Source organism: Paenarthrobacter sp. NPDC089322 (genome assembly GCF_040684895.1).
Taxonomy (GTDB): domain Bacteria; phylum Actinomycetota; class Actinomycetes; order Actinomycetales; family Micrococcaceae; genus Arthrobacter.
In genome coordinates this window covers 101378-115820 of sequence record NZ_JBFBGW010000008.1, presented here as the reverse complement: position 1 = coordinate 115820, position 14443 = coordinate 101378, and the positions used below count along the sequence as shown (strand labels likewise).

The window sequence follows — 14443 nt, the reverse complement described above, 5'->3', positions numbered from 1 at the left end:
GTCTCTGAATTTCAGGCTGCGTGCACTTTCCTCCGCCGCAGTGTCTAATGCGGAACGGACGTGGTGATGGGCTCAGAAGGGCGCTGGGAATTTGAGCGCGTGTACCAAGCCACAACAATTGTGAGGGCCACTGCCAATGCGGTGGCAAAGTAGGCCAGCGCTGGAAGCAGAGGCAGGAGTACGAAGACGATCAGAACCCCGACCACGGCCGCAATGATGGTTGTGCGGATCGTTCTCATGGCAAGCACGCTCTGCAATAGAACCGCCCCGAAAATCGCAGGCAGGATGTAGAGCCGGGCAATTGCAACCGCTGAGGGTGGCAATGACGCGACAAGCCATGAACCAAGCACTGCCACGAAAAGTACCAAGGTGGTGATGTGGACCAGGACCGCTCCGATGATCGCGCTTCCGGCAATGAGTTCAGCCCGCCGGGTACCGGGTTTTTCGTCGAGGTTCGTCTGGGCAACAATGGCAGCCGGGAGCAGCTTGTTGGATATGTTTCCTATGAGGAACGCCTGATACATTGCGGAGCGGCCCAGGATGGGGAAATAGGAGACCGGTTCAATCACAGCAAGGGCGCCGAAAGTTGCTACAACGGCACCAACAGCGGTCCATAACTGGCTTCCGGATATACCCAATCCCGTCCCGAAGACGGCGTACAGGGCGGCCAGCAGGGAGATGAGGAAGCCAAGTCCGAGGGTTACAGGGCCCCAGACTGCGGTGGCGTGGTCGAACGCGGCAAGGCCGCTTCGGGTTTCTTTTGAACGTGACATTTCGGGGTCTTTCTGCTCAGGCCATCGAAGTTGCATCGGTGATGACGAAGGCGACCGCGAGGGCAACCAGGATCGCAATGCCCAGCCCCCACTCGCGTACCCAAGGGCGTTTGAGCTGCTTGGCTACGAGCAGGCAGACCCCCATGACTGCCGCCGAAACGAGCATCGTGATCAGGTGCGTCGGGGACTTCAAGGTTTCCTGCAAGGCCAGCGTGAAGAACGCACCCAGTAAGGCCGCCGCGGGCACGATCGTCATCACTGCGGGGTTTATCTTTCGCAGCTTCGCATCGCCTTTGCTGAGGACGGGAGTGAGAATAAGGGCTGCGAGCATCCACAACAGTCCGCCCAAGGTCATTGCCGCAAATCCCAGTGCAAAGATCTTCTGGGTATAGGTGTGACCGCCAAGCTGTGCCCCCTGGGTGCCGGCAGCAATACCTGCTGCCGCTACGTCGAAGGCGGCAGAACCGACCAGTCCGATTCTTGTCAGTACTGCAGGCGTGCCAAACAGAGGCAGCAGCGAAAGGGCTATGAGTGAGACGGCAAGCGAGGGACCGATCGCCGCGACCGCACCAGTGCGGACGGACCCGCGAACCTGAGCCGCAGTCAGGTTTGCCTCGGGAGCGGCCTGTTTGACCGCTCGATAGTAGATCACTGACTGCAGAATGATTACTAGGAAAACCCCGATGGCACATGCCCACAGAACGGGATGGTTGATAAGGGGTGCAATATTTGTTGAGCCAGGATCGACAATGCTGTTAGGCATGTCCCACTCCTCGAGGGGAATGTCCAATTAGCTTGGACAAAAATCAGTTTGGACAGGGCGTTAGGTTTGATTACCTGGATCGCGTGCTCACTGAGGTGAACGGAAACACGCGATCCAGGTAAACGGAAGCGTGGTCAGTGACTTTGCTTCAAACATAGGCTGGAAACTCAAGGCCAGGGCGTCCCGGCCGATCCCCCCTTAACGGGATGATGCTCCTGCCAAAGACGGTTGCAGTTCTTTGCCGGCGTCCGTGTTCGTCCTAAGGGGAGGCGCGACAACATCGTCAGGCACCGGGCACACGTACGGGTTCTCGGCTGTGGCGCGTGCATGCTCCGCTTTTGCGGCTGCCAAGAGATCCGGATCCGTGAGGATGGAGAGGGCTGTGCCGGCCATTGCTTTCGCCGCGTAGACCATGCCTTTGTGCGCTGCGGGCGTTTTACCCTGAGCCACTGCTTGCCAGCTGTGAAACGGGGTTCCGAGCGCGTATGTCGATGCCAGGATCTGTACCGTCGGCACGGACCAGGACACGTCGCCAACGTCACTTGAACCGGTCATCTGGGTGCGCGGCCGGTCAAAGTCGGTGAGCGGCAGGCTTTCATGGAGCGAACGTGGGTCCTCGGATGGCCAACCGAAGCTTTGCTTGGCGTGCCTGATGTCCCGGGGTGATGAGTTGAGAGTGAAAGTGGAAGCTGCCTCGTGGTCCTCCTCAGTGAAAGGGATGTTTCCCAAAGTTTGCACTGTGCTGTGCAGCGCCTGTTCAAGAGTGTCGTTGGGAAGGATCTCCGAGCAGGCACCATCAAATTCAATCGTCAGCTTTGTCTCCGTCATGTGTGCCGCACCCTCAGCCACCTTTACGACGCGGTCGAAGAGCTCCCGCATCTGGGCGGTGTCTTCGGCGCGGACGATATAGAAGCCCGAAGCCCGGGAAGGTACAACGTTGGGCGACAGACCGCCAGCGTCAGTGATGGCATAGTGAATCCGTGCCGAGTCCGGGATGTGTTCGCGCAGGTAATTCAGTCCGGTGTTTGTCAGTTCAAGGGCATCGAGCGCGCTCCGGCCCAAATGGGGGCTCACCCCTGCATGTGATGCGATGCCGGTGAAGTGGAAGTAGACCTGCGCGTAGGCGAGTGTCAGAACCTGACGGACTACTGTGGAATTGTTTGGATGCCAAGTGATCGCTGCGTCGACGTCGTCGAATGCGCCGCCTCTGACCATATACGTTTTGCCGGCTGCCGCCTCTTCGGCTGGACAGCCGTAGTAGCGGACGCGGCCGGGGAGGCTGTTTTCCTCCAGATACCGGGCTGTTGCAACAGCTGCCAACAAGGACCCGGCCCCCAGCAGATGGTGACCGCAACCGTGGCCGTTAAGCGAATCACTGTGTGGGTTTGGGCAGCGTTCAGGATTCCCACTGTCCTGGCTCATGTCTGCGAGTGCATCGTATTCGCCCAGAAAGGCGATGATAGGCCCGGTGGTCCCCTTCTCAGCTGAAAATGCCGTCGGGAGGCCCGCAACGTTCGGGGTGATGGTGAACCCATACTTCTCCGCCAGTTCACAGTGGCGACGAACAGCTACGTGTTCTTCCCAGCGGAGCTCGGGCTCGTCCCAAACAGCATCCGAGAGTTGGACAAACTCTGGAGCCAGGTCAGTGATTACTTCACTTACTTTTTCAATATTCTTCATAGCAAACCTACTTCCGTGGTCCTGGTTTTTCTTCGCGTTTACAAGTCCTGAGCCGCTGAAGGGGCAGTGGGAGCCGGTTCGTGCTTAATCGTTTCGGAGGATTTACCGACCGATTGGAGCTCATGGTCCGGGTCTCGTAGCGATGGGCTCTCGTTGCCTTGTGAGCCTGCAGTTTCCACTGACTTGCTACTCTTCAGCCGTGTAGCCATGAGGGAAACCACCAGGCAAATGGCGGCGCAGATGCTCCATACGATGCGGTACGAGTCGTGGGAAGGTATGGCCGATGGAGCACCATTGACGCTTGTCTGCGTTATGAGGGATGACATGACGAGCACAAAGCCGGCTCCGGCTACTGCGCCTCCCACGGAGCGCGATGTGTTGTACATTGCCGAGGCGATGCCTACTGAATCTGCCGGTGCTCGCTTGACGATGACAGTGGGAAGAACCCCGATGAGGATCCCCGAAGCTACTCCAGAGACGAATAGCCACGCGCTGAACGTTAGTACCGTTCCGGGCCAGAAAACCATGAGCAAGTACCCAACGGCGCTAAGAATTCCTCCGCCGATAATTGTGCTCTTTGCTCCCAGGCGCGTGGCGAGATTGTCACTGAAGGTTGATCCGACAAAGAGGGCGAAGGCGTAACTGGCAAGGACCAGGCCTGCTGTTGATGCACTAAGTCCGAATCCATAACCGTTTGCCGGGTCCGCGCGGAGGAAGAGCGAACTGGGCGTGTTGGAAGCGAACATCTGAGCGCCCACAAGGAGCGACATCAGGACGGGGAGACCGATGCCGCGCGTTAGAACATGAAGGTCGATAAGGGGGTGCTTGACCGAGCGTTCAACAAGGACCCAAGCGACAAGGAAGGAAAGCCCAAGTCCGATCCCGCCAATCACAAGCGGGTTTGTCCAACCCAGGGCGTTCCCATTGGATACGCCACCAAGGAGTGCGAGCATTCCCAAGCCCAGCAAGGCTGCGCCGAGCCAGTCAATGGAGCCCTTTTTAAGAAGCGTTGTCTCCGGAACCAAGAACTTCACCACCGGAATGCACAGTGCCAGGAAAACACCCGGGACCAGCAGGGTCAGTGTGAGGCTGTCCAAAGCGTCCATAACCGCCCCTGAAATCAAGCCACCCGCGACTCCGCCTAGAGTGAGCGCGCCGACCAGCCGACCGATGCTCTTGCCCGCGTTTTCAGGGTCCCTGTGACGGACGATGGCGAACTCCAATGGAAGGAATGCACCAAGAGGTGCTTGCAGGGCGCGGCCAACCAGGAGCCATTCGTAGCTGGGCGCAAAGGCGACCAGCAGGGATCCGGCAGCCACGGCAGCAGTCGCGAAGACCAGCAGTTTCTTGTGACCGAACATATCGCCGAGTTTCGCCAAAATAGGAACCGCGACGACGGTTGCCAGAAGATAGATGGCCATGATCCAGTTGAGGGACGCGGCAGAGGCGCCGTGGGTTGCGCCAATGGCAGGAAGCAGGGGGCCCAACCAGCCCTGCAACAGCCCGCTGCCAAATTCCAGGAAAATCAGGAACCCGACTGCCGCCGACGTCCCGGCCTTGACAGCACCGGGTTGGGGGTTCCGAAGGATACGTGTGGAACTCATTGCTACTCCAAAGGGGAAGTCTTAGGCGTCGTTTGTACGCAGCGGAGGCGCCAGGACGCCGTCGGGAATCGGGGAAATGAATGGCGTGAGCGTGGTGGCTTCCAGGTGCTCGGCTTTCGCCGCTGCCAGGAGCGGTTCATCTGTGAGCAGCTCTACCGCTGTGCTTGCCATGACTTTGGCGGCATGCGCCATTCCCTTATGTGCTGCTGGAAGCTTTCCTTGGGCGACCCATTGCCAGGAGTGGGCTTGGGTGCCAATGGCCATACTCGCGGAGAAAATCTGGACGGTTGGTGTCACCCAGCTAACGTCACCCACATCCGTTGATCCGGTCTCCTGGTGCCTGGGCATTGAAGGATTCAGCGCAGGCAGCAAGTCGTGGAGGGCCTTGGTATCGAAGCGGTCGATACCAAAACGCTGCCGGACTGCTGTGATCTCGGACTCGGGGTATTGCGTCAGGAACTTTTGTGCGACGGCTTGGTCGGCTTCGTTGAAGGGGACGGGCCCAATAAGCTCAGTGATTTCATGAATTGCCCGTTCCAATACTTCATTGGGCAGCAGCTCGGCGGTCGCTCCTTGGATTTCGACCGTTAGCTCCGTTTCTGTCATTAGTGCGGCACCGCGGGCTACTTTGAGGACACGTTCGTAGAGCTCCTGCATCTCGCGGACGGTCCTCGCCCTTACCAAGTAGTAGACCGAAGCTTGGGATTGAACTACGTTCGGAGATTCCCCGCCGGCGTCCGTGATCGCGTAGTGTATCCGTGAACTATCCAGCATGTGTTCCCGAAGGAAGTTGACTCCTACGTTGAGGAGTTCCACTGCATCCAGTGCACTGCGGCCCATGTGCGGGGCGCCGCCTGCGTGTGCCGCAACACCGCGGAAATGGAAGACCGGGTTGATATTGGCCAAGCTCAGCCATTGACGGGTTGAGGTGTTGGGAATCGGATGCCATGTAACAGCCGCATCGACGTCATCGAATGCCCCGGCTTTGACAAGGTAGGCCTTCCCTGACCCTGCTTCCTCTGCGGGACATCCGTAGTAGCGAACACGTCCAGGGAGCCCCGATGTCCGCAGATACTCGGCAACGGTGACGGCAGCCAGTAGGGAACCGGCACCGAGCAAATGGTGACCGCAGCCGTGTCCGTGGCCCGTTGTGTTGCCTGGATCAGGGGTCCGGGAGGCTGAGCCTGATGCCTGGCTCAGACCGGCAAGAGCATCAAACTCACCGAGGACTGCGATGACAGGGCCACCGCTGCCGTACTCAGCCGAGAAGGCGGTGGGGATGCCTCCTAGTTCCCTTGTGATTTTAAAGCCGTGCTGTTCTGCAAGCGCTATCTGCCTTTCGACGGCGTCAGACTCCTCCCACCGCAGTTGAGGATGATCCCAGATGGCGTCGCTAAGTTCTGTGAACACGGGCAAGTGATGGTTGGTGATGGAGGCAATCACCTCAAGCCGTTCGGCCCGATCGAATTTATTGCCTGCCGAGTCCTGTGAGCTACGTACTGATTTTTCTTCAGGTGATGGCGCTACCGAATCAATGACCGTCATGATGTCCTTTCACGTTGCCTTTGTGGCCCTGCCTGGAAGGCCAGGGTGCGCTATGAGTGTCATGCGTCACAGGCTTCGCATGGTTCATGTGAAGGAAATAGTGTTCTACTGGCCTCATGGTGAAGGAATACGAGCCTGACGCGATTGATCTACGCCTGGTCCATGCCTTACAGATTGATCCACGAGCCTCTTGGAGCGACCTTTCGCCGGTGGTTGGTGCAGATGCGGTGACATTGGCGCGCCGATGGGAACGGCTGTCATCCAGCGGACTGGCGTGGGTCAGTGGCTACAGTCCCGGAAAGAGACGGTCAACGCTTGCACTGATCGAAGTGGAATGCGGACCCGGCGGTGCCATGGCAACGTTTCAGTCTCTGGCCGGGAATCCGGACATTATTTCGGTCGACTTTACGGCTGGAAGCCGCGATTTGATTCTCACCTTCGTCGCCAAATCGATGCGTGACGTTACTAGCTTCGTGCTCTACCAGTTGGGCGAATTCGCCTCTATTCGCTCCGCTCGGACGCATCTCGTCACGGACGTGATCAAGGAAGGCGGTGCCTGGCGTCTGCGGGAACTTTCAGCAGGCGACATACAGCGGATTCCGCCGCTTCGCCCACCGAGACCGAGGGCATCCCGCCAAATTCCAGACGACCTGCAACGAGTCATCGAATCCGAGCTTGCCGCCAACGGCCGGGCTACGACATCGGACATCGCCACCAAAGCCGGGGTCACGAGTCAGCGGGTTGCGGACGCCATCGCAGTGCTAAGGAACAATCGGGAGCTCCTATTTCGCACCGATATCGCCAGAAGCTACTCGGGCTGGCCTGTCCATGCCTGGTACTTCATGCAAGTCCCGGCCTCCTCGATAGAAAACGTGCGTGAAGCATTGGCACGCGTGGAAGAAGTAAGGCTTGCAGCCCGATCTGCCAGCCAATACAACCTGATCATGTCAGTGTGGTTGAGAACCCTCGATGACGTTCACCGTCTGGAGGTCATGCTGGAGAAGTCAATCCCAGGGGCCCGGATTGCTGACCGGTCTCTGGTAATTCACGCCGGAAAGCACCTCGGGCGGATACTCGACGAGAACGGTCGGGTTACCTCCGCCGCTGAACCACCACCGCCACCGCTATCCCAATGACTGCCCCCACAAACGTTTCCACCGCACGCTCCAGAACCAGCAAGCCCGGATCCATCGGTGCGGCGAGCTGTGCGATCAGCAGGACCACCGGCGTGAAGAACACCATGGCCCACCCGTAATGCCGCGTCATGAACAGCTCGGTGGGGAATTGGCACAGGACCACGAGGACGGCAAGGACCACCGGGGTGTGCCCAGGAAAGTACTCCAACGGCGAGAACGGACTTGGGAAAAGTACGCCGGCGACAACCACCAGGCCGAGGAACGTCCCCACAATGCGGTGGATGCCTCGGTGGACGCGGCTTGGGAGGTCGGCGCCGGCCAGCGGCACAGCGGCAGCTGCCATGGCCCAGTGTGGGTGGCCGCTGCCGGTCAACACGCCTACCGCACCGGCTGCGCCAACGGCAATGGAGTAGCGCGCCGCATGGACCAATGCGGACTGCCGCAACGGACCGCGTAGCAACGGCACGTCCCGGGCCGCTCCCGAATCCCAGGTCCGGCGCCTAAGCCAGCCGGCAAAACCGACCACCATCGAAAAGGCCGCCGACGCTGCTCCGATGAGTACCGCCGTCGTGAGCGGAACGCTGGTGGGGACAGAGGCGCAGGCGCCCAACGCGAGGATACCGAAGAACGGTCCGATGGGTTTGAGGCGCACGGCGTCGGCGTAGATCGACCCGGCTCCGGCGAAGATCGTCGCAACCAGCACCAACCACCATGAATGGATGTGGTTCACGGACAGGAAAACGCCGATGGTGAGTCCGCCGACCAGTACCAGTGCGGCCTGAGCTTGGTGCTTGAGCCTCAACTGGTGGGTCTCATTGCGGCCATACATGCCGGTCAAAGCGCCGAACACCGCGTACATCATGAGGTCAGGGCGGCCAATGAGGATCAGGACAATCCCCGGAACTGCAACGCTAAGGGCAACGCGCACTGCAGACATTCGGTCGTTGTCTGCAGGCCCTATCCTGTGGAGTTCACGGGCATGCGTCATGATTGCGGGCACGGGAACACCACCAATCGTGCAGCGTTTGTGGATGGACAGTCTGAATCGAAAATTATCAGGATCGGGATGCGCGCTGCCATGTTCCCGGTCACAAGCCGTAGCAAGCCAACCGTGCAGGAGTGGGAAAATCGTCTTATGCCAGTAGCTTTCGTCTGCCGAACCCGCTCTGCGATGTCGCCGCAGGAGTTGTTCGATCTGTCCCGGAACATCGACGCCCACGTGGGGTTCATGACCAAGAGCAGGGAACGGGCCATTGCCGGTGTGACCAGCGGGCTCATCTCGGAGGGTCAGCAAGTCACGTGGCAGGCCTGGCACCTGGGAGTCCGGTTCCGCATGACCAGCCGCATCACGCGGATGGACGCGCCGACGTCGTTCACTGACGAGCAAGTGAGGGGCCCTTTCAAGTACCTCCGCCACACTCACGAGTTCCGGCCGGACTTCGGCGGCACGCTGATGGTGGACACCGTGGAATTCGCCGCGCCGTTCGGTCCGTTGGGCCGGTTGGTGGAAAAGCTGGTCCTCGCCCGGTACATGCAGAACCTGATTGAGAAGCGAAACGGGTTCCTCGTGAGTCCCGTCCCGCCCGCTTTGGACGCAGAGCCATGATCCGGCTCGCCCGCAACGACGACCTCTTTCAACTGCAGGACATCGAAAAGGCTGCGGGTGAGGCGTTCCGTGCGCTCGGGATGGACTCGGTAGCGGACGACGAACCACTCACCATCGATCAACTGCGAACCTACGTGGCGGGAGCGCGTTCCTGGGTGCACGCGGACGGGCTCGACTTCGCCGTGGCGTACATCCTGGTGGACATCGTGGACGGCAATGCCCATGTGGAGCAGGTCAGCGTCCATCCGGAACAGGCGCATCAGGGCCTGGGCAGCGAGTTGCTCGACGCTGCCCGGATCTGGGCCAGGGGGCACGGAATGCAGAGGCAGACCCTGAGCACGTTCCGGGATGTGCCGTGGAACGCCCCGTACTACCGTCGCCTGGGATTTGAGGATTTCGACGCCGGCAGCTGGGGCCCCGAGCTAAGGCGCCTCATGGAGCACGAGGCCGAGCTCGGGTTGACCCGCTGGCCCCGTGTGGCGATGCAGCGCCCGGCGGTCCCGCCCGGATAGTCCCAAGTAATCGCTTAGTCAGCCACCAGCTCAACCTCGTAACTGTCCGTGTTGATCAGGTACGCCGCGTAGTGATCCGGCCCGCCGGCGTGCGGGTACTTTGACTCGAACATCTCGTACCAGCCAGCGTCCGCACCGAGCGCCCGGATCCTGTCCATATTCTCACGCGTGCCCGCGTGGAAGGCCACATGGTTGAGGCCGGGATCGGTGCGCCGATGTGTGGTTGCCGTGATCGCATCCGTCTGCTCCACCACGACGTACGTGCCATCGAGCTTCCAACTGCACCCCGTGGGCCATTCCTGGAAGGGCCTGTAGCCAAGCTCGCCCAGAAGCCAACCCCACTCCTCCCGGGCACGTTCAAGGTGCGGCACCCAGATCTCAAGGTGGTGGATTGACCCAACAGACCCCGCAGCAATGTCACGCATGGCCCGAGTCTACGAGGTCCGGGCGTGCTCCACATCCGCAGCGCTCGCTGTCTCGCCGACCTGGCGAAGGCCAAGGATGACGCCTTCAACATCGTCCGGGGTTCTGTTCTGGCTGAGTTTCGTCTTCGCCTCGATCCGCGTAATGACAAGTTCGACGCCGACAATCGCCTTGAGTTGGCCCGCAATGAACCGCTCGGGTGCTTCATCAACGGTCCACGGCTTCGGCATGCCTGCCTCGTGCTGGTCGGATAGCCGGCGGACGTGCTGGCCCAGCCACTCCGTATCGTCGTGGATGACCAGGTTCCCGTAGACGTGGGCCGTGGAGTAGTTCCAAGTGGGTACCACGCGGCCGTGCTCGGCTTTGGATGCATACCAGGACGGCGAAATGTAGGAGTCCGCTCCTTGAACGATCATCAGGGCTTCACCGCTGGTTGACGAGGACCACTGCGTGTTGTTCCGTGCCATGTGCGTCTGCAGGGCACCGTGCTCTCCTACTGACTCGTCGAAGACAAACGGCAGCAGGGTAGCGGCCAGGCCTTCCGGGCTCATGGTGACGAGGTTGGCGGCCTCTTGGTTCTTGAGGAGTGCCGCTACGGCTTCGGGTGGTGCGGCGAAATGCGCCGGGGTGTACATGGTGTTCTTCTTCCTTTCAGGAGTTGATGGTCGACGGCTTGATGTTCGACGGCGGGTTGAGCCTTACGCGGACAGCCGCACCTGCGCAGAGAATCACCACGAGTCCGCCCGCTGCCGTGGTCCAGGTCAGGGACTCGCCAAGAAGCAGGGCTGCCCAGGCAATGGTCATGACGGGCTGGACAAGTTGGATCTGGCTGACCTGCGCCATGGGGCCGATGGCCAGCCCTCGATACCAGGCAAAGAAACCCAGGAACATGCTCACGACGCCAAGGTATGCGAAGGAAGCCCACTGAACAGGGGTGGCGGATTGGATGCCTGGACCCACGGAGATGATGGTCAACACGATCATGGCCGGTAACGCCACCACCAACGCCCAGGAGATGGTCTGCCATGCGCCGAGCTCACGGGCCAGCAAGCCGCCTTCTGCATAGCCGATAGCCGCGGCCACCACGGCCCCAAGGAGCAGCAGGTCAGCCCAGTGCAGCGAGCCGAATCCGCCGGACTGCAGGAAGGCGAAGACCAATGCGGCTATGACGCCCAGGGCTGTCAGGACCCAGAACAGCAGTCGGGGACGTTCCCGACCCCGGATTACCGCTACCGTCGCCGTGGCTGCAGGCAGTAGCGCGATCACCACGGCTCCATGGCTTGCGGAGGTGCTGGTGAGCGCGAATGTCGTCAGGAGGGGGAAGCCCGCAACAATGCCCCCGGCAGTCACGGCCAGACGCAGCCATTGGATGCCGCGGGGAAAAGGCTGACGGGTAACGGCCAATGCCAGCGCGGCAAGAATAGCTGCAACCACAGCCCGTCCTGCGCCAATGAACAGGGGAGAGAGTCCCTCAACAGCCACTCGCGTGAGCGGAACGGTGAGGGAAAAAGCCGCGACGCCCAACAACCCCCACAAGATTCCTGTTGAGGTTGGAGTGGATACCACTGGCGGCGAAAGTGTAGTAGCGCTACTATTGTGACTCATGAATAACGATAGCAGTTCCCGGATCGTCTCGCGAGTGAAGGAATGGATCGCAGGGGCTGCTCCGGGTGCGAAGCTGCCATCCACCCGCCAACTGGTGGCCGAATACCAAGCCAGCCCGGTAACGGTGCAGAAGGCCTTGAGGACTCTGACTGCACAAGGACTAATCGAGAGCCGCCCGGGCGTTGGGACGTTCGTCCGGGCTTACCGCACCGCGAGGCCTTCCGACTACGGTTGGCAGACCGCGGCATTGCGCCCTGCCCAAGCCGTGCGCCCTTTGAACTCCGCCGCCATGCGCAATGCGTCCAACGACGTCATCGCGTTCCACTCCGGCTATCCGGATCGCGAACTTCTGCCGGAACGGCTCGTCCGCGCCGCCCTCACCCGCGCCTCACGCGGAGATGCCGCGCTTTCACGCCCGCCCGCGCAGGGCCTTCCCGAACTGCAGTCCTGGTTTGCGCATGAACTCAGCACCTCAACGCCAGTGGGCGTCACGCCGCCCCAGCCGGGCGACGTCGTCGTACTTCCCGGGAGCCAGAGCGGACTCAGCTCGATCTTCCGCGGCCTGGTGGGGCATGGGCAGCCGCTGTTGGTGGAGTCGCCCAGCTACTGGGGTGCGTTGCTGGCAGCTGGCCAGGCGGGCGTTCGCGTTATTCCCGTGCCCAGCGGTCCCGCAGGGCCGGACCCCGAAGAACTCGCCCGGGCTTTCGAGGAATCGGGTGCCCGTATGTTTTATGCGCAACCCAACTTTGCCAACCCGACTGGAGCGCAGTGGTCCGTTGAGCGGGGCGAGGAAGTGCTGCGGATCGTCCAGCAGCACGGAGCTTTCCTTGTGGAGGACGACTGGGCGCACGATTTCGGAATCACCGCACCGTCCATGCCGATCGCGGCCAAGGACGACTCCGGGCACGTGGTGTATATCCGGTCGTTGACCAAAAGCGTGTCACCCGCCATTCGCGTGGCAGCCGTGATTGCCCGGGGTCCCGCGCGGGAACGGATTATGGGCGCGCAGGCGGCGGAGTCGATGTACGTCAGTGGCCTCCTCCAGGCGGCGGCGCTCGACGTCGTCACTCAGCCTGGGTGGCAAACTCACCTTCGCGGCCTGAGCCATCAACTGCAGTCCCGGCGCGACCTCCTGGTCACCAGCCTGCGCGAGCACGTTCCGCAAGCGCACCTCAGCCACCTGCCCAAAGGCGGCTTGAATTTGTGGTTGCGTTTGCCGGACGGGTTCGACGCCGAGCAGCTCACCAAGGACTGCGAAGCGGCCGGGGTGCTCATTGCTGCCGGGACCGAGTGGTTCCCGGCGGAACCGGAAGGCCCATACATCAGGCTCAACTACGCCGGCCCCAACCCGGGAGCTTTCCCGGAGGGGGCGCGGGTCTTGGGCGAAGCGGTTCGGGGTTTGCTGGGCGCCTAATCCGTTAAAGGCGGGCGTTGACAGCGGGCGCCGAAAATACTTGGTTCACAAGAAGCCACGACAAGCCCCGGATTCCAGCGTCCTCGCCAAGCGAGGCGAGCCGGACGTCCAAATTCCGCGTAGCACGGGGGAGCGACATCGGGTAGAGGGTCTCCCTGATGCCCCCAATAAGGTGTGACGAGGCGAGGTCGCCTGCGACAAGCAGGACGCCCGGGTTGAAGAGGCAGACCACGGTGGCCATCACTTCGCCGAGCCGGCGGCCTGCCTCGTGCGTAAGGCGCATGGCTTCAACGTCGCCCGCCAACAGGTGGCGCTGGACATCGCGGCCCGACGTGGCGGAGGTGCCAAGTGCGGTGAGGTTCCTCGCAATGGCACCACCGCTTGCTCCGGCGGCGAGACAACCAAAAGATCCGCATTGGCACTGCAATTCGGCGAACGCAGGGAGGCGGATGTGCCCGATATCCCCTGCCCCGCCGTCGACTCCTTGATACACCTGGCCATGGATGACCAGGCCAGTGCCGATTCCGGTGGAGACTTTCACCAGGCAGAGCGAGGACACCCCCGGGAAGCCTGCGCTGTATTCACCGGCAGCCATGGCGTTGGCGTCATTCTCCACGAGGACAGGGGCAGCGAAGGCATCCTTGAGGAATTCGGCCACGGGGTAAGCGTCCCAACCGGGCATGATGGGCGGTTGGCTGGGGCGAAGAGTGTGTGGATCCACGGGACCGGGAATCGAAATACCGACCCCGGAAACCTTGGCCGGGGAGGTTTTGGTTCGTTTGAGGAGGCCTCGTCCTGCGTCCGTGATGGCGCCGAGGACCTCTTCGGGTCCGTCGCTGACTGCCAGATCCAGCTGGTCAACGGCCAGTATCTCTCCACCGAGGTCGGTAAGGGCAACCCTGCTCGATGTGGTCTCGACGGTTGCGGCGAGGATGCACGAATGCTGCAGGTTGAAGGCCAGTTGAGTAGGGCGACGTCCGCCTGATGCCCTGTCCGCTCCAGCCTCGCGGATCAACTCTGCCCCCAGCAGGGCGTCGACGCGCTGGGCCACCGTCATCCGGGACATCCCGGTTTCCTCCTGGATGTCCCCGCGGGTGCGGGCCTTGCCGGACTTGATCAGGTGAAGTACATCGCCTGGTCCAACGTACATTTGCCGCTCCCTACTTTTGCCTTGGCCACGAATCGAAGTGCCCCTATGAACATCCAATGACCTCGACTGTACGTGAGCGTCAGCGCCCTCTCCACCTAATGCTAGACAGCTAGACAACATTTGGATAGCCTTTAGACACAAGTTAGCTAGTGTGACAGCACTCACACGCATGTTTGACGTGTGCTTCCCTTGGCAATGCCGCCATGACGGTGGGTTTGCCCAAAGTGAATGC

14 protein-coding genes are annotated in these 14443 nt (G+C 61.1%); 4 read left to right on the top strand and 10 right to left on the bottom strand.

Annotated features, from left to right (window positions below; genetic code table 11):
* Positions 1-44: 44 nt before the first annotated feature.
* The 5 genes from AB0N65_RS10820 to AB0N65_RS10800 form a co-directional block, all read right to left on the bottom strand.
* Positions 45-773 carry a hypothetical protein gene (locus tag AB0N65_RS10820; RefSeq protein WP_364160971.1) on the bottom strand — a complete coding sequence of 243 codons (729 nt, stop codon included), beginning with the start codon at positions 771-773 and terminating at the stop codon, positions 45-47.
* A gap of 16 nt (positions 774-789) precedes the next feature.
* Positions 790-1536, bottom strand: coding sequence for a DUF5058 family protein (locus AB0N65_RS10815; RefSeq protein WP_364160969.1), 747 nt, complete (start codon positions 1534-1536; stop codon positions 790-792).
* A gap of 198 nt (positions 1537-1734) precedes the next feature.
* On the bottom strand, positions 1735-3216 hold the full coding sequence (locus AB0N65_RS10810; RefSeq protein WP_364160967.1) for an amidohydrolase: 1482 nt from the start codon (positions 3214-3216) through the stop codon (positions 1735-1737).
* Positions 3217-3254: 38 nt separating this feature from the next.
* A complete protein-coding gene (locus AB0N65_RS10805; protein ID WP_364160965.1) occupies positions 3255-4820 on the bottom strand; it encodes an MFS transporter in 1566 nt (521 codons plus the stop codon).
* A gap of 21 nt (positions 4821-4841) precedes the next feature.
* A complete protein-coding gene (locus AB0N65_RS10800; RefSeq protein WP_364160963.1) occupies positions 4842-6365 on the bottom strand; it encodes an amidohydrolase in 1524 nt (507 codons plus the stop codon).
* A gap of 116 nt (positions 6366-6481) precedes the next feature.
* Here AB0N65_RS10800 and AB0N65_RS10795 point away from each other — a divergent pair, with 116 nt between their 5' ends.
* Entirely contained in the window at positions 6482-7501 is a 1020-nt protein-coding gene (locus tag AB0N65_RS10795) for an Lrp/AsnC family transcriptional regulator (RefSeq protein WP_364160961.1), read from the top strand.
* Here AB0N65_RS10795 and AB0N65_RS10790 read toward each other — a convergent pair.
* Positions 7458-8501: an FUSC family protein gene (locus AB0N65_RS10790; RefSeq protein ID WP_364160959.1), complete on the bottom strand. Its 1044-nt coding sequence runs from the start codon at positions 8499-8501 to the stop codon at positions 7458-7460. The genes AB0N65_RS10795 and AB0N65_RS10790 overlap by 44 nt on opposite strands.
* A gap of 135 nt (positions 8502-8636) precedes the next feature.
* On the opposite strand from AB0N65_RS10790, the gene AB0N65_RS10785 reads away from it, so the two are divergent.
* Both AB0N65_RS10785 and AB0N65_RS10780 read left to right on the top strand, forming a co-directional pair.
* Positions 8637-9107 carry an SRPBCC family protein gene (locus AB0N65_RS10785; protein WP_364160957.1) on the top strand — a complete coding sequence of 157 codons (471 nt, stop codon included), beginning with the start codon at positions 8637-8639 and terminating at the stop codon, positions 9105-9107.
* Positions 9104-9619, top strand: a complete 516-nt coding sequence (locus tag AB0N65_RS10780) for a GNAT family N-acetyltransferase (RefSeq protein ID WP_364160955.1) — start codon at positions 9104-9106, stop codon at positions 9617-9619. The genes AB0N65_RS10785 and AB0N65_RS10780 overlap by 4 nt, the downstream gene beginning before the upstream one ends.
* Positions 9620-9633: 14 nt before the next feature.
* Here AB0N65_RS10780 and AB0N65_RS10775 read toward each other — a convergent pair whose 3' ends face one another.
* The 3 genes from AB0N65_RS10775 to AB0N65_RS10765 are packed head-to-tail and all read right to left on the bottom strand — an operon-like array spanning position 9634 to position 11647.
* On the bottom strand, positions 9634-10044 hold the full coding sequence (locus tag AB0N65_RS10775) for a VOC family protein (RefSeq protein ID WP_364160953.1): 411 nt from the start codon (positions 10042-10044) through the stop codon (positions 9634-9636).
* Positions 10045-10053: 9 nt separating this feature from the next.
* The gene (locus AB0N65_RS10770) at positions 10054-10677 is read right to left on the bottom strand and encodes an FMN-binding negative transcriptional regulator (RefSeq protein ID WP_364160951.1); all 624 of its coding nucleotides are present in this window, start codon (positions 10675-10677) and stop codon (positions 10054-10056) included.
* Between the two features lie 16 nt (positions 10678-10693).
* Positions 10694-11647, bottom strand: a complete 954-nt coding sequence (locus tag AB0N65_RS10765) for a DMT family transporter (protein WP_364160949.1) — start codon at positions 11645-11647, stop codon at positions 10694-10696.
* Here AB0N65_RS10765 and AB0N65_RS10760 point away from each other — a divergent pair.
* Complete coding sequence (locus AB0N65_RS10760) at positions 11646-13061, top strand: PLP-dependent aminotransferase family protein (RefSeq protein WP_364160947.1); 1416 nt, start codon at positions 11646-11648, stop codon at positions 13059-13061. The genes AB0N65_RS10765 and AB0N65_RS10760 overlap by 2 nt on opposite strands.
* Positions 13062-13065: 4 nt before the next feature.
* On the opposite strand, the gene AB0N65_RS10755 is transcribed toward AB0N65_RS10760, so the two are convergent.
* Complete coding sequence (locus AB0N65_RS10755; protein WP_364160945.1) at positions 13066-14211, bottom strand: ROK family protein; 1146 nt, start codon at positions 14209-14211, stop codon at positions 13066-13068.
* Positions 14212-14443: the final 232 nt, after the last annotated feature.